The organism is Agarivorans sp. 2_MG-2023, from assembly GCF_030548085.1.
Lineage (GTDB): Bacteria > Pseudomonadota > Gammaproteobacteria > Enterobacterales > Celerinatantimonadaceae > Agarivorans.
The window spans coordinates 86,633-109,512 of sequence record NZ_JAUORQ010000008.1; the positions used below are offsets into that span (position 1 = coordinate 86,633).

The 22,880-nt window shown below is 44.5% G+C and carries 25 protein-coding genes; 14 read left to right on the forward strand and 11 right to left on the reverse strand.

The genetic code is table 11. The features are described 5' to 3' along the window. Nucleotides 1–23 precede the first annotated feature (23 nt). From trmH to gmk, 4 genes are all read right to left on the reverse strand, one after another. Complete coding sequence (trmH, locus tag Q4549_RS13405) at nucleotides 24–737, reverse strand: tRNA (guanosine(18)-2'-O)-methyltransferase TrmH (RefSeq protein WP_303552678.1); 714 nt, start codon at nucleotides 735–737, stop codon at nucleotides 24–26. Between the two features lie 10 nt (nucleotides 738–747). Beyond that, entirely contained in the window at nucleotides 748–2,859 is a 2,112-nt protein-coding gene (gene spoT, locus Q4549_RS13410; RefSeq protein ID WP_303513221.1) for a bifunctional GTP diphosphokinase/guanosine-3',5'-bis pyrophosphate 3'-pyrophosphohydrolase, read from the reverse strand. Nucleotides 2,860–2,969: 110 nt separating this feature from the next. Continuing rightward, nucleotides 2,970–3,245 (reverse strand): DNA-directed RNA polymerase subunit omega, encoded by a 276-nt coding sequence (rpoZ, locus tag Q4549_RS13415; protein ID WP_137673491.1) that lies wholly within the window; start codon nucleotides 3,243–3,245, stop codon nucleotides 2,970–2,972. A 73-nt stretch (nucleotides 3,246–3,318) separates the two neighbouring features. Further along, nucleotides 3,319–3,945 carry a guanylate kinase gene (gene gmk, locus Q4549_RS13420; RefSeq protein WP_303513225.1) on the reverse strand — a complete coding sequence of 209 codons (627 nt, stop codon included), beginning with the start codon at nucleotides 3,943–3,945 and terminating at the stop codon, nucleotides 3,319–3,321. 254 nt (nucleotides 3,946–4,199) lie between these two features. Between gmk and ppk2 the strand changes: the two genes are divergently transcribed. Together ppk2 and ung are read left to right on the forward strand one after the other, a co-directional pair. Further along, nucleotides 4,200–4,979, forward strand: a complete 780-nt coding sequence (gene ppk2 / locus Q4549_RS13425) for a polyphosphate kinase 2 (protein WP_303513227.1) — start codon at nucleotides 4,200–4,202, stop codon at nucleotides 4,977–4,979. Between the two features lie 66 nt (nucleotides 4,980–5,045). Then, the gene (ung, locus tag Q4549_RS13430) at nucleotides 5,046–5,705 is read left to right on the forward strand and encodes a uracil-DNA glycosylase (protein WP_303552677.1); all 660 of its coding nucleotides are present in this window, start codon (nucleotides 5,046–5,048) and stop codon (nucleotides 5,703–5,705) included. On the opposite strand, the gene Q4549_RS13435 is transcribed toward ung, so the two are convergent. Further along, nucleotides 5,702–7,000: a GGDEF domain-containing protein gene (locus tag Q4549_RS13435; protein ID WP_303552676.1), complete on the reverse strand. Its 1,299-nt coding sequence runs from the start codon at nucleotides 6,998–7,000 to the stop codon at nucleotides 5,702–5,704. The two genes, ung and Q4549_RS13435, sit on opposite strands and share 4 nt — an antisense overlap. Nucleotides 7,001–7,189: 189 nt before the next feature. Between Q4549_RS13435 and Q4549_RS13440 the strand changes: the two genes are divergently transcribed. After that, nucleotides 7,190–7,477 carry a peptidylprolyl isomerase gene (locus tag Q4549_RS13440; protein ID WP_137673486.1) on the forward strand — a complete coding sequence of 96 codons (288 nt, stop codon included), beginning with the start codon at nucleotides 7,190–7,192 and terminating at the stop codon, nucleotides 7,475–7,477. A gap of 29 nt (nucleotides 7,478–7,506) precedes the next feature. On the opposite strand, the gene Q4549_RS13445 is transcribed toward Q4549_RS13440, so the two are convergent. From Q4549_RS13445 to Q4549_RS13460, 4 genes are all read right to left on the reverse strand, one after another. Further along, nucleotides 7,507–8,001: an LEA type 2 family protein gene (locus Q4549_RS13445; RefSeq protein WP_303552675.1), complete on the reverse strand. Its 495-nt coding sequence runs from the start codon at nucleotides 7,999–8,001 to the stop codon at nucleotides 7,507–7,509. A 111-nt stretch (nucleotides 8,002–8,112) separates the two neighbouring features. Beyond that, nucleotides 8,113–8,571, reverse strand: a complete 459-nt coding sequence (locus Q4549_RS13450; RefSeq protein WP_303513234.1) for an NfeD family protein — start codon at nucleotides 8,569–8,571, stop codon at nucleotides 8,113–8,115. Nucleotides 8,572–8,574: 3 nt separating this feature from the next. Further along, nucleotides 8,575–9,510, reverse strand: coding sequence for an SPFH domain-containing protein (locus Q4549_RS13455; RefSeq protein WP_137673483.1), 936 nt, complete (start codon nucleotides 9,508–9,510; stop codon nucleotides 8,575–8,577). A 207-nt stretch (nucleotides 9,511–9,717) separates the two neighbouring features. Beyond that, nucleotides 9,718–10,662 (reverse strand): LysR family transcriptional regulator, encoded by a 945-nt coding sequence (locus tag Q4549_RS13460; RefSeq protein WP_303552674.1) that lies wholly within the window; start codon nucleotides 10,660–10,662, stop codon nucleotides 9,718–9,720. 146 nt (nucleotides 10,663–10,808) lie between these two features. Between Q4549_RS13460 and Q4549_RS13465 the strand changes: the two genes are divergently transcribed. The 5 genes from Q4549_RS13465 to Q4549_RS13485 all read left to right on the forward strand — a co-directional run bounded on the left by Q4549_RS13465 (nucleotide 10,809) and on the right by Q4549_RS13485 (nucleotide 14,747). Then, complete coding sequence (locus tag Q4549_RS13465) at nucleotides 10,809–11,192, forward strand: DoxX family protein (RefSeq protein WP_303552673.1); 384 nt, start codon at nucleotides 10,809–10,811, stop codon at nucleotides 11,190–11,192. Between the two features lie 8 nt (nucleotides 11,193–11,200). Next, nucleotides 11,201–12,040 carry a pirin family protein gene (locus tag Q4549_RS13470; protein ID WP_303552672.1) on the forward strand — a complete coding sequence of 280 codons (840 nt, stop codon included), beginning with the start codon at nucleotides 11,201–11,203 and terminating at the stop codon, nucleotides 12,038–12,040. 25 nt (nucleotides 12,041–12,065) lie between these two features. After that, nucleotides 12,066–13,043 (forward strand): glutathione S-transferase family protein, encoded by a 978-nt coding sequence (locus Q4549_RS13475; protein ID WP_303552671.1) that lies wholly within the window; start codon nucleotides 12,066–12,068, stop codon nucleotides 13,041–13,043. A 76-nt stretch (nucleotides 13,044–13,119) separates the two neighbouring features. Beyond that, entirely contained in the window at nucleotides 13,120–14,112 is a 993-nt protein-coding gene (locus Q4549_RS13480) for an ABC transporter substrate-binding protein (protein WP_303552670.1), read from the forward strand. 137 nt (nucleotides 14,113–14,249) lie between these two features. Beyond that, the gene (locus Q4549_RS13485) at nucleotides 14,250–14,747 is read left to right on the forward strand and encodes a DUF1456 family protein (protein WP_137673477.1); all 498 of its coding nucleotides are present in this window, start codon (nucleotides 14,250–14,252) and stop codon (nucleotides 14,745–14,747) included. A gap of 66 nt (nucleotides 14,748–14,813) precedes the next feature. Here the strand turns inward: Q4549_RS13485 and Q4549_RS13490 are convergent, their stop codons facing one another. Further along, nucleotides 14,814–15,008, reverse strand: a complete 195-nt coding sequence (locus Q4549_RS13490) for a hypothetical protein (protein WP_137673476.1) — start codon at nucleotides 15,006–15,008, stop codon at nucleotides 14,814–14,816. 119 nt (nucleotides 15,009–15,127) lie between these two features. Next, nucleotides 15,128–16,480 carry an MFS transporter gene (locus tag Q4549_RS13495; protein WP_303552669.1) on the reverse strand — a complete coding sequence of 451 codons (1,353 nt, stop codon included), beginning with the start codon at nucleotides 16,478–16,480 and terminating at the stop codon, nucleotides 15,128–15,130. Between the two features lie 368 nt (nucleotides 16,481–16,848). Between Q4549_RS13495 and Q4549_RS13500 the strand changes: the two genes are divergently transcribed. The 6 genes from Q4549_RS13500 (at nucleotide 16,849) to Q4549_RS13525 (ending at nucleotide 22,865) form a co-directional block, all read left to right on the forward strand. Further along, nucleotides 16,849–17,889 carry a DUF2804 domain-containing protein gene (locus Q4549_RS13500; RefSeq protein WP_303552736.1) on the forward strand — a complete coding sequence of 347 codons (1,041 nt, stop codon included), beginning with the start codon at nucleotides 16,849–16,851 and terminating at the stop codon, nucleotides 17,887–17,889. 18 nt (nucleotides 17,890–17,907) lie between these two features. Then, nucleotides 17,908–18,777 carry a sterol desaturase family protein gene (locus Q4549_RS13505; protein ID WP_303552668.1) on the forward strand — a complete coding sequence of 290 codons (870 nt, stop codon included), beginning with the start codon at nucleotides 17,908–17,910 and terminating at the stop codon, nucleotides 18,775–18,777. A gap of 70 nt (nucleotides 18,778–18,847) precedes the next feature. After that, nucleotides 18,848–19,612: a DeoR/GlpR family DNA-binding transcription regulator gene (locus Q4549_RS13510; protein ID WP_303552667.1), complete on the forward strand. Its 765-nt coding sequence runs from the start codon at nucleotides 18,848–18,850 to the stop codon at nucleotides 19,610–19,612. A 25-nt stretch (nucleotides 19,613–19,637) separates the two neighbouring features. Further along, nucleotides 19,638–21,473: a glutamine--fructose-6-phosphate transaminase (isomerizing) gene (gene glmS / locus Q4549_RS13515; RefSeq protein ID WP_303552666.1), complete on the forward strand. Its 1,836-nt coding sequence runs from the start codon at nucleotides 19,638–19,640 to the stop codon at nucleotides 21,471–21,473. A gap of 471 nt (nucleotides 21,474–21,944) precedes the next feature. Next, a complete protein-coding gene (locus Q4549_RS13520; RefSeq protein WP_303552665.1) occupies nucleotides 21,945–22,388 on the forward strand; it encodes a hypothetical protein in 444 nt (147 codons plus the stop codon). A gap of 111 nt (nucleotides 22,389–22,499) precedes the next feature. Then, nucleotides 22,500–22,865, forward strand: a complete 366-nt coding sequence (locus Q4549_RS13525; RefSeq protein WP_303552664.1) for a hypothetical protein — start codon at nucleotides 22,500–22,502, stop codon at nucleotides 22,863–22,865. The last annotated feature ends 15 nt before the right edge of the window (nucleotides 22,866–22,880 follow it).

Here is a 22,880-nt window from a genome sequence, read left to right on the forward strand (position 1 = left end):
GTAATAACTGTAATTTGTATCATTTACTCATCATCTAAGTGATCCCAAGCCTCTTTGCTCATTTGCATTTTAGCCCACCAAGCATCATTAGCGACAATTTGGCCTTCATCATCAATTTGCGGAATCGGCAACCCTTTGCGTCGGCAAGCTTCTGCAAAAATCGGGTGACCGCCTTCAAACATAATTCGGTTTTGCTCTTCTGCGGGCACTGAGCTTGGGCCTTGATACATCTTGGCATTTTCGCGTTGGCGCTGTGCTTCATACAAAATGAGGGCGCTGGCTACCGATACATTCAGTGACTGAACCATGCCCACCATTGGCACAATAATATCTTGGTCGGCCAAGCTTAAGGCTTTATCAGAAATGCCGTATTTCTCTTGCCCCATTAAAATGGCGGTAGGTTTGGTATAGTCTATTTCGCGAAAATCTACGGCGCTTTCAGACAAGTTAGTGGCAAGAATTTGCATGCCACTGTTACGCATTTGAGCCACCGCATCATCAATGTTTTCGTGGTTATGTACGTTAACCCAGTTTTGGCTACCGGTGGCAGTGCCTCGGCGCAATTCGTCTTGGTAGTTTTCCCATACCGCATGCACGTGGTCTACACCAACAGCGTCACAGGTACGCACAATCGCCGATAGGTTGTGGGGTTTATGCACATTCTCCATACAGATGGTTAAATCGGTTTGGCGGGCATCTAACATTGCGCGAATGCGTTGATAGCGTTCTGGAGTCATGGTGTTCTCGTTACTTGTTTCTTAAGCGCACTACGCGTAATACCTCAGGCATTACCCTAATTTTACGCATGATATCGGCAAGATGAATTCGGCTATGCGTGGTTACCAGTAAGTCAACGGTATAAACTCGCCCCTCTTTTTCTTCGGTAACGATGTTTACAATGTTGGCGCCGGTGGAGGCCACTACATTGGTTAAACTGGCCAAAATACCTTGGTGGTTAACCATGTCGATGCGCATTTCAGTTTTGTATTCAGCTTCCGCTGCAGCATCTTTCGACCAATCAACGTTGATGTAGCGATCAGGTTCTTTTTGGTAACCACTAATGTTTTTACAGGCTTCTAAATGCACTACTAAGCCTTTGCCTTGGCTAATGTGCGCTACCACTGGGTCGCCAGGGATTGGGCGACAACAATTGCCGTAGGTAAGCAGTAAACCTTCGGCGCCTTGAATGGCAATTTTGCCTTTGCTCTGGTGGCTTAGTTCATCGGTGTTTCCTAACAAGCGGCGAGCCACCACAATGCTCATGGCATTGCCTAAGCCAATTTCTGCCAGTAAGTCATTTAGCGACTCAGCTTTTAAATCTTTTAATACTTGTTCTAAAGACTCAGGGTTTATCTTGTCTAACTTCACGCTGCCTAGGGCATGGTTTAGTAAGCGACGGCCTAGGTTTACAGATTCTTCACGGCGTTGGTTTTTCAGCAATTGGCGGATTTTACCGCGCGCTTTACCGGTTACCACAAAGTTTAACCATGCCGCATTTGGGCGAGCACCCGGAGCGGTAATCACTTCAATGGTTTGGCCGTTGCTCAGTGCTTTACTTAATGGGAACGGATGGCGGTTTACTCGTGCGCCAACACAGGCGTGGCCAACGTCGGTATGCACCGCGTAGGCAAAATCTACCGGGGTTGCGCCAGTAGGCAATTCAATAATCTTGCCTTCAGGGGTGAACACGTAGATCTCATCAGGGAATAAATCGGTTTTAACGTTCTCAATAAATTCGAAAGAAGAACCGGCACTTTGCTGCAGTTCTAACAAGCTTTGCATCCAGCGTTGAGCGCGTATTTGCGCCGTGGTGCTTGAGCTTTCGTCAGTTTGTTTATAAGACCAGTGCGCGGCCACACCTTTGTCGGCCATTTGGTCCATGTGTTCAGTACGAATTTGTACTTCCACTGGCACACCATGCGGCCCGACTAACGACGTGTGAAGGCTCTGGTAGCCGTTAGCCTTTGGAATGGCTACATAATCTTTAAAACGGCCTGGACGTGGCTTATAGAGGCTGTGGCTTAAGCCTAAAGCCCGATAACAGGTGTCTAGGCTATCTACAATGATACGAAAAGCGTAAATATCCATAACTTCATGGAATTGCAGCTCTTTGCTAACCATTTTCTTGTAAATGCTGTAGAGGTTTTTCTCACGACCACTCACATCAGCTTCAATGCCCGCTTCTTCAATACGACCTTGCAGCTCTTGATGAATGCCGTTAATCAGTTCTTTGCGGTTACCGCGGGCATTTTTAACCGACTCTTTTAATACGCGGTAACGCATTGGATACAGCGCTTCAAAACCAAGCTCTTCCAACTCATTCTTAATGCTATGAATACCTAAGCGGTTGGCAATCGGTGCGTAAATCTCTAGCGTTTCGCGCGCAATACGACGGCGTTTATCGGGGCGTAATGACCCTAAGGTACGCATGTTATGGGTGCGATCAGCAAGTTTGATAAGGATGACGCGGATGTCTTGCACCATCGCCATCATCATCTTACGGAAGTTTTCTACCTGCGCTTCTTTTTTGTCTCGAAACTTAATTTTGTCGAGTTTACTGACACCTTCTACCAAGTCGGCAATTTCGGTACCGAATTGTTCTTGAAGTTGTTCGTAAGTTACTGGCGTATCTTCAATGGTGTCGTGCAGCACGGCGGCGGCAAGTGTTTGATGATCCAGCTTTAATTCAGCAAGAATGCGGGCAACAGCCAGCGGGTGAGTAATATAAGGTTCGCCGCTAGAGCGGAACTGACCTTCATGGGCATCTTTGCCCAATATATAGGCGTCACGTAATAGCGTTACGTGTTCTTCGCTTAAGTAACTCGAGGCGACTTCGCGCAGGCTTTCGAATAAGTACAAACATTACCTCATCAGCGGAGGAGCGCAGAAATAGATATGATTGAATGGAATTATGGGAGTTTTACCGTGCAGAGTAAACCCAGCACGGTAATTTTATAGACGGGTACGGACTAGATGCGTTTATCGGCGATAGCGGCAACGGCTGCCAATTCGGCGGCTTCACGTTCCTGACGTTCCTGACGGTCTTGAGCATCCATTGTTTCTGTGGTGATCAAACCTTCTTCAATTTCACGCAAAGCGATAACGGTTGGTTTGTCGTTATCTACTTCAACTAGAGGGTCTTTGCCTTCTACTGCGATCTGACGCGCGCGACGTGCGGCGATAAGGACAAGATCAAAGCGGTTGCCGACTTGTTCTACTGCATCTTCTACTGTTACTCGTGCCATGCACAGCTCCGTTGACTAAAAATGACGCAAGATCCTAGCCGATCTTATGATGATTAGCTAGCATTTAACGTGATTATTTCGATAAAAGTTCATCTAACAGGTCGCGGTGTTTAGCGGCTTGCTGACGGGTTTGTAATCGTTGTCCAGTAATAATGGCGGTAAGCTCACTTAATGCTTCGTCAAAATTACTGTTAATGATTAAGTAATCGTACTCATTATAATGAGACATTTCACTTTCTGCTTCGTCCATGCGCTTCTTGATAACATCAGGGCTATCTTGTCCGCGCATGTGTAAACGATTCTCTAATTCTTCGCGGCTAGGCGGCAAAATAAACACCGATACCGCTTCTGGCATCATTTGTTTCACTTGGCGAGCACCTTGCCAATCAATGTCTAAGAATACATCAATGCCTTCGGCCAGGGTTTTTTCAATGGTATGGCGAGAGGTGCCATAAAAGTTGCCAAATACTTCAGCATATTCAAAAAATGCTTGTTCGCTAATCAGCTTTTTAAATTCAGCGTGGTCAATAAAATGATAGTGATTACCATCAATTTCACCGGGGCGTGAAGCACGCGTGGTATGAGATACAGACACTTGAGCAGGGTAAGCGCGGTGGCGAGAAAGGTAAGCATTGATCATGCTTGATTTACCTGCGCCGCTAGGGGCTGAAACGATGTATAAAGTGCCGGTAATTGCCATGTTGAATTCTTAACGAATGTATAAAGGCGCCTAAGGTTACCATTTTGTGGTTTTTTTTAAAGTACCCACGCTTGGAAAATCGCCAGCTAATCCTATGATTCTGTTTGTTTTTGTACTGCCAAGCGTTTTTCGTGGCTTGATTTGTGGCAAATGGCTGTGTAGCTGCTAAATTTAACTCATTGTATTAATTCATTTTTGTTTTTATTTGGCAGGCGGCTAGTGCTTGTTTATCAACATTAAAGGTGAGTTCGTTTATGGCAGCTAAAATCGATAAGAAGTCTTATGAAAAACGCTTGGCAGAATTACAGACTGAGCTGGTGAAATTGCAGCAATGGGTGGTTGCCGAAGGCCTGAAAGTAGTGGTGATTTTTGAAGGGCGTGATGCTGCGGGTAAAGGTGGCGTGATTAAACGGATTGCAGAAAAGCTAAACCCTCGGGTTTGCCGAATTGCAGCCTTACCTGCCCCTAACGAACGCGAGAAAAGCCAATGGTATTTTCAACGTTACGTGGCACATTTGCCGGCTGCGGGTGAAATAGTGCTGTTTGACCGTTCTTGGTATAACCGAGCAGGTGTAGAGAAAGTGATGGGCTTTTGTAGTGACCAACAGCATCAAGATTTTTTGCGTGCCTGCCCCGAATTTGAGCGAATGTTAATTCGTTCTGGCACTATTTTGATTAAGTATTGGTTTTCGGTTTCCGATGAAGAACAAGAGAAACGGTTTTTAGAGCGTATAGAAAATCCCATGAAACGCTGGAAGTTTAGCCCCATGGATTTAGAGTCTCGTTCTCGTTGGGTGGCTTATTCACAAGCAAAAGATGAAATGTTTGCTTATACCGATACCAAACATTCGCCGTGGTGGGTGGTTAATTCAGACAATAAGAAAAGTGCGCGGCTAAATTGTATTAGCCACTTTCTATCGCAAATTGATTACCAAGATTTAGAACATGCCGAGATAGTATTGCCGCCGATCGACAAAAAAGATTATGTGAGAGTACCGATTAACGAACAAAGTTTTGTGCCAGAGCGTTATTAGTTGAGGTTTTGTCTTGGCTAAAGGGTATTATTAACCGGTATTTTTAGAGATAGCATTGGTGATTACGTGGCAACTTGGCAACACTTGTTCGAGACTGAGCAACAGCAAGAGTACTACCGGCAATTACTCGCCCGAGTGGCAGCTGAACGAGAGTTGGGCAAAGTTATTTACCCGCCGGAGTCACAAGTCTTTGCTGCCTTTGATGCCTGCCATTTAGAGCAGTTAAAGGTGGTCATTCTTGGCCAGGATCCCTACCACGGCAAAGGCCAAGCACATGGTTTGAGTTTTAGTGTGGCCGAAGGCCTCAAAATCCCGCCGTCTTTACGCAATATCTACAAAGAGCTCGCCGCCGATATCACTGGTTTTGAGATTCCACAGCATGGCAACTTGAGTGCTTGGGCTAATCAAGGCGTATTGTTACTAAATACCGTGTTAACCGTGGAACAAGCTAAGGCTCATTCTCATGCTAAGTTTGGTTGGGAAACCTTTACCGATGCTGTGATTAAGCAGATTAGCCAGCAATGCCAAGGTGTGGTGTTTTTGTTGTGGGGAGCGCATGCGCAAAAGAAAGGCAAGGTTATTGATACCAGCAAACACCATGTATTAAGTGCAGTGCATCCCTCGCCCTTATCGGCACATCGTGGTTTTCTGGGGTGTGGGCACTTTTCTAAAACTAATCAACTATTAACACAGCAAAACAAGCAGCCGATTAACTGGCAAGTTTAGCTGGCTAATTGAGAGCGATTTCGGCCGCTATCTTTGGCCTGATACAAAGCCCCGTCGGCTCGATTGAATGCATGGTTAAAAGCTTCATCTTTATTTACTCGGGTTAAACCAATGCTCATGCTGAGTTTTATGTGTTGTTGTTTACCTTGGTTAGACAGCAAAAAATCCTGCCGATAAATCAGTTCGCGTAAACGTTCAGCAAAGTTAAAGGCATCTACTTCATGTGGGTGTTGCGATAGCAATACAAACTCTTCTCCACCCCAACGAGCAAAAATATCTTGGCTACGAATGGCTGCGCTAAGTTGGCGAGCAAAAAAGCGTAATACTTCATCGCCGTTGTTATGGCCATAGCGGTCGTTAATTTGTTTAAAGTTGTCAATATCAAAAACAAACAAATAGTGGTTTTCGCCGGTCAGCGGATGTTCTTCAACGCTATCTAATAAACCACGACGATTAAGCACTCCAGTAAGTTGGTCGTTGCTGGCGCTATGTTTTAGCTCATCTACATCTTGTTCTAAGGTGTGTATGGATTGGGTTAAACGCTTTTTTTGATGGAGAATATAACGGCAAAATTCAGCACTAAAGTACGCTAACCAGATGAAGATAATACTGGCATACAGGCTCTCGTTACTGATCCACTTACCTTCCGCTTCTACCTTGAACAGCTCTATCTTATACAAACCGTCTGCCGCCGTTGAGGGGATGTCAAAGGAGATTTCTTTTATCGAGGAAAAGTCTAGCTGGAAGTCTTCTCGTGATTGGTAAAAGCGATTTAGCCACCAAGCGGGAATAGAAAATTGGCTAAGCTGGGCACTGGCTGCTTGGTGAAGCTCTTTTTGCTCGAAATAAGTAAACATAAACTTGGCGCTAGATAAATCGTTGCCGTTGGTTGCCTCTGTACCACGCATAAAAAAGCGTAACTCGGTACTTGGGCCTTCAAACACTACGTCGACATTAACTTTGTCGTAGTCGCTAAGGTTGATGTTACGTAAACCTAAGTATTTATCGCCGGATTCACCTGCTGCCTGAGAATGGTACTTAATACTCACTCCGCAATATTTGGCCGGAATGGCGCTATCTTCTACGTCACACACCAACTCTTGGTTATTGGTAAGCCAATAAGCGTAGGAATTACCGCCACTGTTTTTGTCGGAAAATAGATCCATCATCATGTCTGCACGAGGATAGAGCTGCAGCTTTTTACTGGGTAGCCACTGCGCCGCTACTAACACCGCCAAGGAACCAATAATTAAGGTATTACGTATCCACGACCAGTAATTGGAATGTTTGTTCATTCACACCTTATTGATTAAAGGAATAAAGCAAATTGATATTATTAAAATATTAATTGGATGTAGTTAAGAATAATGTGAGCTAATAAGTTAATTAAGCTTTTACTTACGTTTTTTGTTTTTTATCGCTCAAAGTCTAGTCCAAACTTTGGGGGCGCGGTATAACTTCCACAAAATCACTTCGGAGGACTTATGGCAAAGGCAAAGGCGCGCGCCAAGCACATTATTGTTAGCTCAGAAAAGAAAGCCAATGAGATAGTAGAAAAGCTCAACAAAGGTTCTAGTTTTGAAGCCATGGCGGCGCGATTTTCTTGTTGTCCATCGGCCAAAGAAGGCGGCGATTTGGGTGAGTTTGTGAAAGGTGAAATGGTAAAAAGTTTCGATAAAGCGGTGTTTTCTGGCCCGTTAAACCAAGTATTAGGGCCAGTAAAAACGCAGTTTGGTTATCACTTGATTAAAGTAACAGAGCGCTGGGATTGAACGGTTTACTCCGTGAGGTACTCAGTCACTTAAAGTGATTGAACACTCGAGCTCAATTGTTGGCCCAAGTCTTCTAACTTAAATGTTCCTTTCTCGGTTAAGTTAACCGCTGGCCATAAGCTTCCTATGTCCAGTTTTACATCTACTTTGTAATCCAGTTCGGGGCTTTTTAGTTGCACTAAAGAGCCTAGCAGGCGGAAAGTCGCGATTAAATTTGCTTGCGCTGGCAGGGTAAAATTGGCTTCACCGTAACCCGGTACTTCTGGTAAATCGCTGGTTGCGCCAGTGACCACTTCATGGCCGTTTAGTGACAGCGTGTATACCGCTCCGGCTAAACTTAGCGCTTGTTTGTTGGGATTTACCACGCGTAAGTTAATATCAAAACTCGGTGTCATGCTGTCACCAGAGGTAGGGATTACCGAGACTAAGTTTACTTTAGGCGGGTCGTTCGGAACTATGCTGCTACAGGCCATTAACCAAAAGCTAGAAGATAAGATCAAGATTTTACTCAGCGCTTGCCACATGTGGGGAAACCTATATGCAAAGAAACTATAGCTAGTTAAGCACACTCGATAGGGCTTTGCATTAGTGGCGGCGTAAATAGAAGCCCAGTTTAACGCTGGGCTCTAGGGTTATTAGTCGACTGTTTTCACCCAAAAGGTGCCCACTTCTGCGCGCACTACTTCTACTTCGGTGTCTGCTGCGATGGTGTGTTCACTCTTTAAGGTCCAGCTAATGCCAGAGTGTTTGTAAGTGCTTAAACCACGCTTATCAATTTCTTGGTGACAAAAGAAACGGTGACCATCAAAATCGCTACTCACTTGTTTATCGTCTGAGCTATTTTGTAACTTGCGCATTGGTTTCCACAATACGCCAGCTAACAAAGAGCTTAACACTGCATTGGCGAGCAAAATGCTATTCCAAGTATCGGGCAGTATGTTTAACCAAATCAGTGAGCCGGTGATTACCAACGACAAGCCGACAAAAAACAAAATGAACGTGGCAAAACCAATAATTACTACTTCAACAGTGAGTAAAATAATGCCCAGTGCAATTAAGATTTGCGGAATGTGATTGGCAAACAATTCAGCCATGGTTTAGCCTCGATTTAGCGTATTAAGGATGGTGGTAGCTTGAGCCACTAGCGAGCCTGCTTCTGTGCTGCTATCGGGTAACAATACTACACTCGATTCTTTAGCAATGGCATGTTTGGCTTCAATCGCCTTAGTGGCAAGATCTAATTGAATCGCCTTTTGGCCTTCAGGTGTAGCTGCTGACTCACCCACCGTCGTGATGGCTTTAGCTTGGGCATTAGCCACTGCAATAATGGCTTCGGCTTCACCTTCTGCGCTAAGTACTTGCTCACGTTTTTCTGCTTCTGCTTGTAATACGCGGGCTTGCTTTTCACCCTCTGCAATATTAATGGCAGCAGCTTTTTCACCTTCCGATTCCAGAATTTTAGCACGACGTTCACGCTCGGCGCGCATTTGCGATTCCATTGAATCCATAATCGAAGCCGGTGGCGTAATATCTTTAATTTCGTAACGTAATACTGCTACACCCCAAGAAGCTGATGCTTCGTTAATTTGGGTAACAATTTTGGCGTTAAGCGCATCACGCTCTTCAAAGGTTTTATCTAGTTCAATTTTACCAATTTCTGAACGCATGGTGGTTTGCGCTAGTTGAGTTACCGCAAACACGTAGTCTTCTACGCCGTAAGTAGCTTTGTATGGGTCAAGTACACGAAAGTACAATACACCGTCTACTGACAATGAAATGTTGTCTTTAGTAATCGCCGCTTGGCTTGGCACATCGTAAGCTTGCTCTTTTAGCGAGCGACGAGCTGATACTTGGTCAATCATTGGAATGAGGAAGTTTAATCCGGCTTCTTTGCTTGACTGATATTTACCGAAACGCTCAATCACCCACGCTTCATTTTGAGGTACAAATTTAATCGAGGATTTAAGCACGAACAATGCAAAAATCAGTAGCGCAACTTGCACCGTGAAGAAGTAATCAAAAACAATTGGCATAACACTTTCCTTACCAGTTAAAAAACTAATTTGTATCGCGAATAGGTCGTTACACTACGGCATTTATATGGACCGCTGATGACGCTGAATGCTCACCAGGGACATTTATTATTGAGCTGCAAGGTAATCATAAAAACTACATAGAATACAGCGCTTTTTGATAGATAAGTGATTGCGGTTGTAAAGCCAAGGATAAATAGATTGGCTTTACTGTTTAGCGTCATTTAACGACGCTAAATGCTGGTTTAAGGCCTGATCCCAATAAGGGTTTAAACCAAAGCGTTCGCTGAGAAAATCTATCATTACTCGGCTGCGTTGTGGCAAATGGCGAGTATTGGGATAGACTGCCCATGCAAACAACGAGGGCAAACTATAGTGTGGTAACACCACCTCCAATTCCCCTTTGGCAATCGCTTGCCATGCAATAAAATTAGGCGCAAGCGCAATACCGTGGCCAGCAATGGCTAAGTCCCCTAAAAAATCACCATTGTTGGCACTTATATGCGGCTGGTAATGAACATTATGTTGCTTGCCTTGTTGGTCTATCAGTTGCCAACTCGGTGCTGGACGATGGTTATAGTGCAGTATTTGATGTTGAGCTAAATCTTGGGCATGTTTTGGGCGGCCATGTTTGTTTAGGTAATGCGGGGCAGCGACTAATACAAAGTTGATCGGGGTAATTTTGCGCGCTTTAAGGCTGGAGTCTTTTAGTTCAGCAATCCGCAAGGCGATATCAATGCCCTCTGCCACTAAGTCGTGCTGGCTATCGGCTAAGCTAATTTTTAGTTTCACTCCTGGGTGCAACTGCATAAAGGTATCAAACGCGCTGTTTAAGTGAGCCAAACCAAAGGATAAAGGCACCGCAATATGCAAACTGCCGCTTAGGGTACGCTCTTGGCAGCTGGCCTCTTGGTTAAGTTGAGCAACTTCATCAAGGATGACTAAGCTACGTTGATAAAATTGCTGGCCGCTGTCACTTAGGCTTAAACTGCGCGTAGTACGTTGCATTAAATTGCTGCCCACCCGCTGCTCTAAGGCACTTAATCGACGACTCACCACTGACTTGGCCACGCCTAATTGCTCTGCAGCACGGCTAATACTGCCCGCTTCAACCACCCTCACAAAGACTTGCATCTCTTCTAATTGGCCCACGGCTCGCTTCTTATATTTTGTATCAAAGTATTGTTGCCATTATAGGAACAATGAATTGCCGATTGCACGGTTTGTTGCTTATTAAAACAACACTAATCTGTTCTCAAGCATTGGGTTTAAGCCCAAATTATCTGGAGAATAAATTTATGAACGCACTACAACAACTTAGCCAACCAACCGCCCGTTTATTACTGGCCTTAATTTTCATTGTGTCGGGTTACGGGAAAATTGCTGGCTACGCCGGCACCCAAGCTTACATGGAGGCAATGGGAGTACCAGGGATGTTATTACCGTTGGTGATTGCGCTTGAGTTAGTGGGCGGGTTAGCCATTTTAGTGGGCTGGAAAACCCGTGCGATTGCTTTTTTGTTAGCTGGTTTTAGCGTGGTAAGTGGATTGCTATTTCACTTTAATCCTGACGATCAAATTCAAATGATTATGTTGATGAAAAATGTCGCTATCGCCGGGGGTTTTTTATTGCTCGTCGCTCATGGTGCGGGTGCATATTCACTTGATAACCGTAGCGCTTAGGAGGATATATGCAGAACTCGAGACAGCTAGAGAAAGTGGTGGTTGGCCAAGCCACTAGCGACGGCGCAGGGGTAAAACTGACGCGAATGCTAGGTAACGCTCAGCTTCAGCACTTAGACCCTTTTTTAATGCTGGATTGTTTTGAATCGGATAAGCCTGACGACTATTTAGCGGGATTTCCCGAGCACCCTCACCGGGGATTTCAAACAGTAACCTACATTCTTAACGGCCGAATGCGCCACAAAGATAATGCTGGCCACGAGAGTGTGATAGAAGCGGGTGGCGTGCAATGGATGAATGCTGGGCGTGGAGTGATTCATTCAGAAATGCCAGAGCAAGAAAATGGTTTACTTAAGGGCTTTCAGCTTTGGGTTAACTTGGCTGCCGAGCACAAAATGTCGGCGCCGGGTTACCAAGAGTTAAGTGCTGAGCAAATTCCTGTGAGCCAAGACGAACAAGGCAACGTAATAAGGGTAGTCGCAGGCGAGTTGGCAAACGGTATTAAGGGAGCGGTGCAAACCCAGCAAACAACGGCCAGTTATTTAGACATAAGCTTGGTGGCAAGTGCCGACCTAAGTCTAGTATTGCCAGCGCATCACCATGGTTTTGTTTATGTGATTGAAGGCGAGGTGACCATTGGCCAAAGCAAACAAGCGATTAAGGCTTACCAGCTTGGAGTGCTTAGCGAAGGGGATGAGCTAAGTTTGCAGAGCCAGCAGGCTAGCCGAGTGTTAGTGGTAACCGGAGAACCAATTAATCAACCGATCGCTTGGGGTGGGCCATTTGTAATGAATACGCGTGAAGAAGTGCTGCAGGCCTTTGATGATTTTCAAAACAACAAATTTTAGTCGCGAACAATTTTAGGAGTAAATAATGGGTCTGTTAGTTGATGGAAAATGGCAAGATAAGTGGTACGAAACCAAAGAAAACAAAGGGCGCTTTGTACGCAGTGAAGCGCAATTTCGCAATTGGGTAACGGCCGATGGTAGCGCTGGCCCTAGTGGTAAAGAGGGTTTTAAGGCAGAAGCGGGTCGTTATCATTTGTACGTATCGCATGCTTGCCCATGGGCTAATCGCACTATGATCTTTCGCAAACTTAAAGGCCTTGAGCAGATGATTGATTACTCGGTAGTGCATTGGTTTATGGGTGAGAACGGCTGGACTTTTGCCCCTGGAGAAGGCGTGGTGAGTGACCCGATTAATCAGGCGGAGTTTATGCACCAAGTGTATACCGCAGCAGACGCCAATTATAGCGGCAGAGTAACGGTTCCAGTGTTGTGGGATAAACAGCAACAAACTATTGTGTCCAACGAATCTGCCGACATTATTCGCATGTTTAATTCAGCCTTTGATGACGTTGGCGCTAAAGCCGGTGATTATTATCCAGAGGCCTTGCAAGTAGAGATTGAGGAACTTAATCAGCGTATTTATCACAGCGTAAACAATGGTGTATACAGAGCTGGCTTTGCGACTACTCAAGAAGCTTACGAAGAGGCCTTGTATCCTTTATTCGAAAGCTTAGATTTTGTTGAGCAGATCTTAACTAAAAAGCGTTACTTAACCGGCAAGCAACTCACCGAAGCTGATTGGCGTTTATTCACCACCTTGATACGTTTTGATGTGGTCTATGTTGGGCATTTTAAATGTAATTTAAAACGTATTGTTGATTACCCCAATATTGATGCTTACATGCGTGAGCTTTACCAGATAGAAGGGATTGCTGAAACCATCAATTTTGAACATATCAAACGCCATTACTATCAAAGCCATGGTATGGTTAACCCTACTAGGGTGGTACCTGTAGGGCCTATTTTATACTTAGATAACGCCCACCAGCGAGACCACTTGTAAACTGGAAAATGAATAGTCAGTGGCAGTGATTGGCATTGACTATACTTAGGCTTAGTGCTTAATAATGAGATGCTTAGTGACAAAGTTGAGCCGTTTATTCACTATTAGTTTATTGTTGCTACTGCCGCTGGTAACAATGGCTAAGCCCCATATTTTGGTGATTGAAAGCTATCATCAGGAATACGCATGGGACCAAAGCTACATTCAAGGCTTAGAGTCGGTATTGGCCGACGACTACCAACTCAGTTACTTTCAAATGGATACCAAACGGATCCCCAGTTCGCGTCATCGTAGCCGCGGAGAAATGGCGTGGCAGCGTTACCTAGATCTAAAACCTGATCTAGTGATACTCGGTGACGATAACGCACTTAAATACCTAGGCCCAAGGTTTGCTAAAACCAAGCTACCAGTGGTGTATTTAGGCATTAACAATAATCCCCGTAGTTATCATGTTCACCAGCGGAAAAATATTACTGGAGTATTAGAGCGGCCATTAATAAAACGCACCGTGGCCACGGTGAGTACGTTAATGAATGAGCCGCCTAAGCGGATGTTAATACTGTTTGACGATAGCACCACCTCCAAAACGGTATTAAGAGAAACGTTTGGCGGAAATACCCAAGTAAATGTGTCTGGGATAAAGCTTGAATTACGCTTAATGAGCTCTTGGAGTGAGTGGCAATATAGTATTAATAATCTAGAGGAAGAGGGTTTTGATGCGGTTGTATTTGGCCTATATCACACACTAAGAGACGATAAGAATAAGCATGTTCCTGCCGAGCAAGTGATAACGTGGTCGGCAAAAAACACCTCTGTTCCACCCTTTGGTTTTTGGGATTTTTCCATAGGAAAAGATAAAGCCATAGGTGGTTTAGTGCTATTTGGTTTTGAGCAGGGGCGGCTAGCCGCAGAGCTAGCACATACCATTTTAACCACTGATGTGGTGCCGCATAGTCTTGGGCCTAAAACCGGAGAAAAAGGCCGTTATTTATTCAGTCGTAGTCAGTTAGAGCGTTATAATATAACGCTACCGGATAACATTAATAGTAAAGCCATATTTATAGACTAACTCGCTTAAGTGTTAGCCTTTGACTACGCTCAATAAATAAGCAGGAATTAGCCTATCTACTTGATTCACTATCGCGTAAACTCCTGCTGGTTTTTAAGGCAGCGTGACTGCCCTTCTATTTAATTCAGGATTTTTGCATGACTAATAACGATATTCTTCGCCGTCTTCGCTATTGCTTTAATTTCAACGATAACAAGATGATTGCCATTTTCGCCCAAGCTGATTTGAAAGTGAGCCGTGCAGAAGTAAGTGATTGGTTAAAAAAAGAAGATGATTCCGCTTACAAAAATTTAAGCGATAAAACCTTAGCCATTTTCTTAAACGGTTTAATCAACGACAAGCGTGGTAAGCGCGAAGGTGCTCAACCAGAGCCTGAAAAACGCTTAACCAACAACATTATGCTAATGAAGCTGAAAATTGCTTTAAACCTAAAAGCAGAAGATATGTTGGATGTATTAGGCTTAACCGGTTTCCAACTTAGCAAGCATGAGCTAAGTGCATTTTTCCGCAAATCTGATCACAAACATTACCGTTTGTGTAAAGACCAAGTTATGCGTAACTTCCTACATGGCATGCAACTAAAGTATCGCGCCAACCCAGATGAAGCCCCAGACTTTGAGTGGGATGCAGAATAAGCTTCCCGTTATTCAGATTAAAAAGCCGAGCAATGCTCGGCTTTTCAGTTTTTGAACCGGCTAAATTTAGTAGTAAGTATCGCTGTCACTATGAAACTGAGCATCGTCTGGATAAAGCTCGTAGGTGTGTCGAGTATGCAGGTTGCCAGTGTGTTGGTCGCGAATTAGGGCTACCCGATTAACTTCATCTAATTTATCGATAACAGCTTCGCCATTCTCGTAGATGCAGTTCATTCCAACTTTAAAGGTATGGTCACTCATGTGCTGACTCCTCATGGTAAAGGTTCAACAATAGTTACGTTTACTGGCAGGGTTTAGATCTTAAAGCGGAGTCGTAGAGAGTAAAACAGGCGAGAGATAACCCTCGCCCATTGCGTCAATTAAGCGGTTTGCGCTTGATTTACCTTACTGTCGTCGTTGGCAAGTTGTGGGTCATCTTGGTCGGTAACACTTAAGGTAACAACCGCAGCTACCACCATAGATGCGCCACCTAGTACTAGGGCCATCATTGAGTCGCCACCAAAGAATTCACGGGTAAAGTAACCTAAGATACCAGCCGCTAGAATTTGTGGGATAACAATGAAGAAGTTAAATACACCCATGAAAAAGCCCATTTTTTTGCTCGGTAACGAACCGGCTAAAATAGCGTATGGCATACATAAAATACTCGCCCAAGCAAAACCAATCCCAACCATGTTAATCATTAGCATTTTAGGATCGTTAATGAAGTACATGCCAGCAAGGCTTACACCGCCCAGAGTTAAACATAAAGCGTGAACCACTTTACGGCTAGTACGGGCAGCTAGCCAAGGTAAGGCAAAGGCGGCTAAAGCGCTAACACCGTTATACATTGCAAAACATAAACCTACCCAGTCTGCACCTTCATTGTATAAGGCTGAAGAAGTATCGGTTGCGCCATAAACACTGCTGGTTACTGCAGAGGTGGTGTAAATCCACATAGCAAACAAAGCAAACCATGAGAAAAACTGTACCACGGCCAATTGGCGCATGGTGGCGGGCATTTTTTTCACGTCAGCCCATACCGCGGCAAAACCGTCTCCGCTTTCTTGCTCAGGCTCGGCTGATTCGAAACGCTCCATTTCTTCTGGGCTGTATTCCTTGGTTTTTAGCACTGTCCACAAAACAGCACCAAAAAACACTACGGCACCAGCGTAGAACGAGATTTTAACCGACGGCGGAATAACCCCTTCTGGCGCTGTATTAGCAATGCCAAACCAGTTGGCTAGCACGTAAGGCATAGCCGAAGCGATAACCGAACCTACACCAATAAAGAAGGTTTGAACGGCAAAACCTTGGGTGCGTTGTTCGCTAGGTAGGTTATCAGCCACTAATGCGCGAAACGGTTCCATAGAGATGTTGATCGACGCATCTAAAATCCACAGCATACCGGCGGCAATCCACAGGTAAGGTGAGTTAGGCATAATGATTAAGGCCAGCGACGACATAATCGCGCCCGCTAAGAAATACGGACGGCGGCGGCCTAAGCCATTCCAGGTGCGGTCACTCATGTAGCCAATAATTGGCTGAATGAGTAAACCGGTAACAGGAGCGGCTAACCAAAGAATAGGGATTTGGTCGATGCTAGCGCCAAGCGTTTCAAAGATTCGGCTTACGTTGGCATTTTGTAAACCAAAACCAAATTGAATACCAAGAAATCCAAAACTCATGTTCCAGATTTGCCAAAAGCGTAATTTAGGTTTGTTTGTGTTCATAAACTGACTTACTGCTGGGAGGGTGTTTACCTAGTAAAACTAGATGCTAAAAAATCTGGCTGGATTGTGAATACAAAAGGTGACTTGATCCACAAAATTTGCACGATCTAGATCACAATAAAGGTTGAAAGTGTTTTCATTGTCACACTTATTGGTGTTTTGGGCTGCATTGTGAGAATTTGGTGAATAAATGTTCTGTATTTTTGACTGTTGGTAGATTAATTAGGGCAAGCAACAGAACAACATCGCCGATGCTGCTAGCTCGCTCACAGACTTGAATAACAACTTTAGAATGTTTACTCAATATCTGCTTAGCTAAGTAAATGTTAATGGTTTGTAACGGAGAGCGTGCGGTGTTGAGAGATAACTTGAGAGAGATTGAAACGAAAGCTGCGCCTCATTGCTTAATTGATGATTCGGGTAAGGTGCAATTTGGTCAATTTAATCAGCCGGTAGCGCAGCTTGGTTTGGCAGAGTTCCAATACTTAAGCAGCATGGATAAACCTGCTTCAGCCTGGACGAAGCATTTTCACTACAAGCAATTTCAATTTGTTAGCGTAAAAACTGCCCACTACATTTTGGGTTTTGCGATTGCCGACATTCGCTATTTAGGGAGTGGCTTTTGTTATGTGTACAACATTGCTACGCAAACCTTGCAAGAAGTGACTTGGTTAAAGCCCTGCGGACTGGCTTATGGCACCGAGCCCAGTAGCATGAACAGCCGCGCTTACATTAATGGCAAAAACACTCTCAGTATAACTATCAAAAATGGCCAATGGCAGCTGGCGGTGGAAACGCCATTTTTAAGTGCTGAATTAGCGCTAGTGTGTCAGCACACCGATCAAGTTATGGCTATGTGTAGCCCCACTGCTTACAACGGTTGGACATACACCCAAAAACATAATGCCTTGCGCGCTAGCGGAAATTTAACCATCAATGGAGAAGCCCAACACTTAAATGATGCACTGGCCGGTTACGATTTCTCGGCTGGGTATATGAGCCGTGAAACTAGCTGGCGCTGGGCAAGCATATCGGCTCAGTTAAACGATGTGTGTTTGGGAGTAAATCTCGCAGCAGGCGTAAACGAAACCGGCTTTAACGAAAATGTACTGTGGATAGACGGACAAAAGCAGCTGCTAGGCCCGGTTCATTTTGAGTTCACCAGAGTGCCAGCTAGTGGCAGCGAGCAAGTACCTACAGATTGGCATATCTACTCAGCAGACGGCCGCATTGATTTACTTTTTAGCCCGCTCAACTGCCGCCAAGAACGACTTAATTTATGGTTGCTTAAAAGCAATTTCCGCCAATATGTCGGCCACTTTAGCGGCGTGATTGTTGACCAAGAGGGTCAGCAAATTTACCTAGATAAAGTGCTGGGTTTAAGCGAAGACCATTTTGCCCGCTGGTAGCTAAATAAGGAATCAAACATGGATGTGAATACGTTAATTAGCCACCCGGAATACTTGCTGCTGGTATTAGCGCCGCTGTTTGTTCTATGCATGGTGGCAGAGTGGTATTGGGGGGATAAACGCGAGCACTTGGCGGAGTCTGCCCGTTACAAACCTACAGAAGTGCTGTGCAACTTTGTGTTAGCCGGCATGCATCAGCTCAGCGATTTACTTACCGGTTTGTTGATTAGCCAGCTGTATTTAATGCTATTTGCTTGGCGACTCTTTGAAATAGATATGAACGTATTCAGTTTTGTTGCTTTGATACTGGCTCAAGACTTTTGCTATTACTGGTTTCATCGCGCTAGCCATAGAGTACGTTGGATGTGGGCTGCGCACGTGGTGCACCACAGTTCTGAGAATATGAATTTTAGTACCGCGTTTAGGCAAAGCCTAATGTACCCCTTAGCCGGTATGTGGCTGTTTTGGTTGCCTTTGGTCATTATTGGCTTTGATCCTAAATGGGTGATTTTTGTGGTGCTGCTTAATTTAGGTTTACAGTTTTTTGTGCATACCCAAGCCATTAAAAGCTTAGGGCCGTTGGAGTGGCTATTTAATACTCCGTCACACCATCGAGTGCATCATGGGCGCAACCCGCAATATATTGATAAAAACTATGCCGGCGTTTTTATTATTTGGGATAAATTGTTTGGCAGTTTTGAGAAGGAACAGCAAACTGTTGAATACGGCATCACTCAGCCAATCGATAGCTTCAATCCTTTCGTCGTCACCTTTAAAGAGTGGCGAACAATGCTTAGAGAAGTGAACGTAGCGGGTTTGTCATTTAAACAACGCTGGCGTGTTTTATTTGCCCCGCCGACCAAGCAAGCAGAAAAATCAAAACATTAACATTTCAACCTTGATCTTAAGTTTCGCTTCACTATAATAAGTTTCGATTCGAAACTTAACCATTGGCAATATGATCAAACGAAACACCCAACAGCGTCGTCGCTTAATCTTAGAAAAGCTTGCCGAACTCGGTGAGGTAAAGGTTGACGAGCTCGCTCATGCTTTTGAAACATCAGAAGTTACGGTTCGAAAGGACTTAGCGAGTTTAGAAGCAAATGGCTTGTTGCTAAGGCGTTATGGCGGGGCAGTGCCTATTCCTACAGAGTTGATCAACGAACCCGATGAAGAACAAGTTTCAGAGCAAAAACAAGCGATTGCGCAATCGGCTGCCGGTTTAATACGCGACCATAATCGCATTATTATCGACAGCGGCAGCACTACCGCCGCCTTACTGCCGGAGCTCTCTGGCAAAGAAGGTTTAGTGGTAATGACTAACTCTTTAAGCATCGCTGGTGCCTTACGTGAGCTGGAAAACGAGCCCACCCTTTTGATGACCGGTGGCACGTGGGATACACATTCAGAGGCGTTTCAAGGTCAAGTAGCCGAGCAAGTATTGCGCGCTTACGACTTCGACCAATTGTTTATTGGTGCGGATGGTATTGATGTAGCGCGTGGTTCCACTACCTTTAATGAGCTGGTGGGTTTAAGCCAAGTAATGGCAGAAGTTGCAAGAGAAGTCGTGGTATTGGCCGAATCCAATAAAATTGGCCGCAGAATTCATAATCTAGAGTTGGCATGGTCCAAAATTTCAACTTTAGTCACAGACAATCAGTTAGACCCAGCCATCGCCGAGCAAATTCGTGCTCAAGGCGTTAATCTGGTTATAGCGAAATAAATTTACCGACAAGGAAAGAAGAACTATGTGTGGAATTGTAGGAGCAGTAGCTCAACGTGACATTGCTGAAATTTTAGTAGAAGGCTTACGCCGTTTAGAATACCGCGGTTATGACTCTGCCGGCGTTGCGGTAATTAACGCTGCAGGTGAACTGCAACGCGTGCGTCGTTTAGGTAAAGTGAAAGAGCTATCTGACGCAGTAAGCGAATCTCAAGTAAATGGTGCCATTGGTATTGCACATACCCGTTGGGCGACTCACGGCGAGCCAAGTGAAGTAAATGCTCACCCACACATCTCTAGTGATACTTTGTCGGTAGTACATAACGGTATTATTGAAAACCACGACCTGTTGCGTGAAAAACTACGTGGCTTGGGTTACACCTTTACCTCGCAAACCGATACCGAAGTGATTGTTCACTTGGTTCACCACGAACTAAAAACCGCTAGCTCACTGCGTGAAGCAGTGCAACGCGCAGTACCTCAACTGGAAGGTGCTTACGGCACAGTAGTGCTAGATCAAAACGACCCTGAGCGTATTGTTGTTGCTCGTTCTGGTAGCCCACTAGTGATTGGCCACGGTATTGGCGAAACCTTTATTGCATCAGACCAGCTGGCCTTGTTGCCTGTTACTCGCCGCTTTAGTTATTTAGAAGAAGGCGACGTAGCCGAAGTGACGCGCGCTGGCGCAGAAATCTTTGACTTAAACGGTGATCCAGTAGGGCGTGAAATTACCGAGTCTACGGTAGAGCACGATGCAGGCGGCAAAGCTGGTTTCCGTCACTTTATGGAAAAAGAGATTTTTGAACAGCCAAGTGCGCTTCGCCAAACCTTAGACCAACGTGTGTCTGCTAATGGCGTAAACATTGAAGAGTTTGGTGCCAATGGCGCTGAACTGCTATCTAAAGTAGAACATGTGCAAATTATTGCCTGTGGTACTTCGTACAACTCAGGCATGGTTGCTCGCTACTGGTTAGAAGCTGTGGCTGGCGTAACCTGTAACGTAGAAATCGCTTCAGAGTTCCGTTACCGCCAATCGGTAGTTCGTCCAAATAGCTTGTTTGTTACCTTGTCTCAATCAGGTGAAACGGCTGATACACTTGCCGCGCTGCGTATTGCTAAAGAGCTTGGTTACATGTCTAGCTTGGCCATTTGTAACGTACCAGGTTCATCGCTAGTGCGTGAATCAGACTTAGCCTTTATGACTAAAGCCGGCGTAGAAATTGGCGTAGCCTCTTCAAAAGCCTTCACTACCCAGTTGGTGGCGCTATTGCTACTCACTTTGGGCATTGGCCGTTTGCAAGGTCGAGTGACTGCCGAGCGCGAAGCCGAAGTGATTGCCGAGCTTAAGTTATTGCCTGCTAAAGTTGAGCAAGTATTAGCGACCTCAGAAATTATTGAAAAATTAGCAGAAGACTTTGCCGATAAAGAGCACACCTTGTTCCTAGGCCGTGGCGACCAATACCCAATTGCAATGGAAGGGGCGCTTAAGCTTAAAGAAATCTCTTACATTCACGCAGAAGCGTACGCAGCAGGCGAGCTAAAACACGGCCCGCTAGCGTTAATTGACGCCGATATGCCGGTAGTGGTTGTTGCGCCAAACAACGAATTGCTAGAGAAGCTTAAATCAAACGTTGAAGAAGTACGCGCACGTGGCGGCCAAATGTATGTATTTGCTGACCAAAACGCCCGCTTTAGCAGTGACGAAACCATGCGCGTATTAGAGTTGCCGCATGTAGACGAGTTAGTCGCGCCAGTACTTTACACCGTACCGCTACAGTTGTTGTCCTACCACGTAGCGTTAATTAAAGGCACCGACGTAGACCAACCACGTAACTTAGCCAAAGCCGTTACAGTGGAATAATCACAAACCCAAACAAGACTTCAAAGCCCTGCAGTGGTAAACGCTGCAGGGTTTTTTATTGTCTTGAATTGTCTCCACTATAGGAAATAGCACCAAGGTGTTGGAGGGATAACTACTAGCGGAATACACTATCAGAGCTGTGAGAATAAAGTGGTTAACTGTTCAATAGACAAGAGCTTAAGTATTACCACATTTATCTTCTTTTACGTGTTTCATAAGAGCATGGAATCTACCTTATGGTCGGTGGTTTTTTGTCTCACAGTTTACTTACTTTGTGTTTTGACTCTGCTTTCTAAAACTCCTCCTTTCATGCTGATATTTTTGTTATTCCATGCCTTAGGTAGCTGATGGTGCAAGGAAAAGGTGATAGTCTAATTTTCAATAAATGCGTGATTAGAAGAAAAATTCTTTGTTTAAACAAGGAGTTTATCCTTTTGATTAACGGCTAAATGTTTTAAAAGGTATACCATATTGTTCATTGAAAAGATTCAGCCTCTTGTTGAGCTTTCAACAGCATTGATTGCACCCTTGGTTGCTCTTTTAGGTCTGTATATAGCATTTCAACAATATAAAACGCATAAAATGAAACTGAAAAGTGATTTGTTTGATAGGCGATATGCACTTTTTGAGTGTGTACACGATTTTGTTGTAGCTGTAGCAAAACGTAACGGCGTTGATCAGTCACAGCGTGATAAGTTTATTGCTGGCACAAAAGGGGCTGAATTTTTGTTTGATGATGAAATCAAAGCTTATGTCGATGAAATTTGGACTCGTTCAGTAGACGCGAATGCATGGGTTGAAGATGGAAATGTTCAATCTAATGATCAGAACTTGGTTCCTCACGAAAAATGGTTTAATACACAACTCAGAACTATTAACTCGAAATTTGAAAAATATATGAGTTTGTCGCACTAAATATTTATCAAGGCGTTTAACTCGACACTCAACGTTTGGCATTTTTGTTTTGAAAAGTATACGCGAAGGTACCGTGCGGGTTAGTCAGGAGCTATATGGTCAGTTGTAGATATGATTAGAGTAATTATTGTTTTGGTTCTTGCAATGAATTTAACAGGCTGCCCAGCAATGCTGTATGCCTCATTGAAAAACCAAGCGGTATCGGACATAACGATTTTTGCTACTTCAAATCCAAATAGATCGTGGGTTGCTAGTAGCGGCAATAGTACAAAATTAGTATGGGGCGGCTGCATAATTGTTCAGGATAAAGACACTGAGAGCTATTTTTCCGCTGAGCCAATTCCTGAGAATGTGGTTCATGCAGGTATGTTTAGCTCTAAGCTAGAAGTCATGTATAAAAATGGTAATTTATTTTTTGTATCAATGAGCGGAGAGTTAATCGAAGTAAATAGAATTAGAGAGTGCAATAACACATAACAATCCAATCGGTGT

Bases quoted from the DNA above. Each gene is read 5' to 3' on its own strand.
- ppk2 (WP_303513227.1), top strand. From the start codon at position 4,200: ATGGCAGCTAAAATCGATAAGAAGTCTTATGAAAAACGCTTGGCAGAA.
- Q4549_RS13495 (WP_303552669.1), bottom strand. From the start codon at position 16,480: ATGAACACAAACAAACCTAAATTACGCTTTTGGCAAATCTGGAACATG.
- Q4549_RS13455 (WP_137673483.1), bottom strand. From the start codon at position 9,510: ATGCCAATTGTTTTTGATTACTTCTTCACGGTGCAAGTTGCGCTACTG.
- Q4549_RS13450 (WP_303513234.1), bottom strand. From the start codon at position 8,571: ATGGCTGAATTGTTTGCCAATCACATTCCGCAAATCTTAATTGCACTG.
- Q4549_RS13470 (WP_303552672.1), top strand. From the start codon at position 11,201: ATGCAGAACTCGAGACAGCTAGAGAAAGTGGTGGTTGGCCAAGCCACT.
- gmk (WP_303513225.1), bottom strand. From the start codon at position 3,945: ATGGCAATTACCGGCACTTTATACATCGTTTCAGCCCCTAGCGGCGCA.
- Q4549_RS13435 (WP_303552676.1), bottom strand. From the start codon at position 7,000: ATGAACAAACATTCCAATTACTGGTCGTGGATACGTAATACCTTAATT.
- glmS (WP_303552666.1), top strand. From the start codon at position 19,638: ATGTGTGGAATTGTAGGAGCAGTAGCTCAACGTGACATTGCTGAAATT.
- Q4549_RS13475 (WP_303552671.1), top strand. From the start codon at position 12,066: ATGGGTCTGTTAGTTGATGGAAAATGGCAAGATAAGTGGTACGAAACC.
- trmH (WP_303552678.1), bottom strand. From the start codon at position 737: ATGACTCCAGAACGCTATCAACGCATTCGCGCAATGTTAGATGCCCGC.
- Q4549_RS13440 (WP_137673486.1), top strand. From the start codon at position 7,190: ATGGCAAAGGCAAAGGCGCGCGCCAAGCACATTATTGTTAGCTCAGAA.
- Q4549_RS13510 (WP_303552667.1), top strand. From the start codon at position 18,848: ATGATCAAACGAAACACCCAACAGCGTCGTCGCTTAATCTTAGAAAAG.
- Q4549_RS13490 (WP_137673476.1), bottom strand. From the start codon at position 15,008: ATGAGTGACCATACCTTTAAAGTTGGAATGAACTGCATCTACGAGAAT.
- Q4549_RS13485 (WP_137673477.1), top strand. From the start codon at position 14,250: ATGACTAATAACGATATTCTTCGCCGTCTTCGCTATTGCTTTAATTTC.
- Q4549_RS13525 (WP_303552664.1), top strand. From the start codon at position 22,500: ATGATTAGAGTAATTATTGTTTTGGTTCTTGCAATGAATTTAACAGGC.
- Q4549_RS13465 (WP_303552673.1), top strand. From the start codon at position 10,809: ATGAACGCACTACAACAACTTAGCCAACCAACCGCCCGTTTATTACTG.
- Q4549_RS13445 (WP_303552675.1), bottom strand. From the start codon at position 8,001: ATGTGGCAAGCGCTGAGTAAAATCTTGATCTTATCTTCTAGCTTTTGG.
- rpoZ (WP_137673491.1), bottom strand. From the start codon at position 3,245: ATGGCACGAGTAACAGTAGAAGATGCAGTAGAACAAGTCGGCAACCGC.
- Q4549_RS13505 (WP_303552668.1), top strand. From the start codon at position 17,908: ATGGATGTGAATACGTTAATTAGCCACCCGGAATACTTGCTGCTGGTA.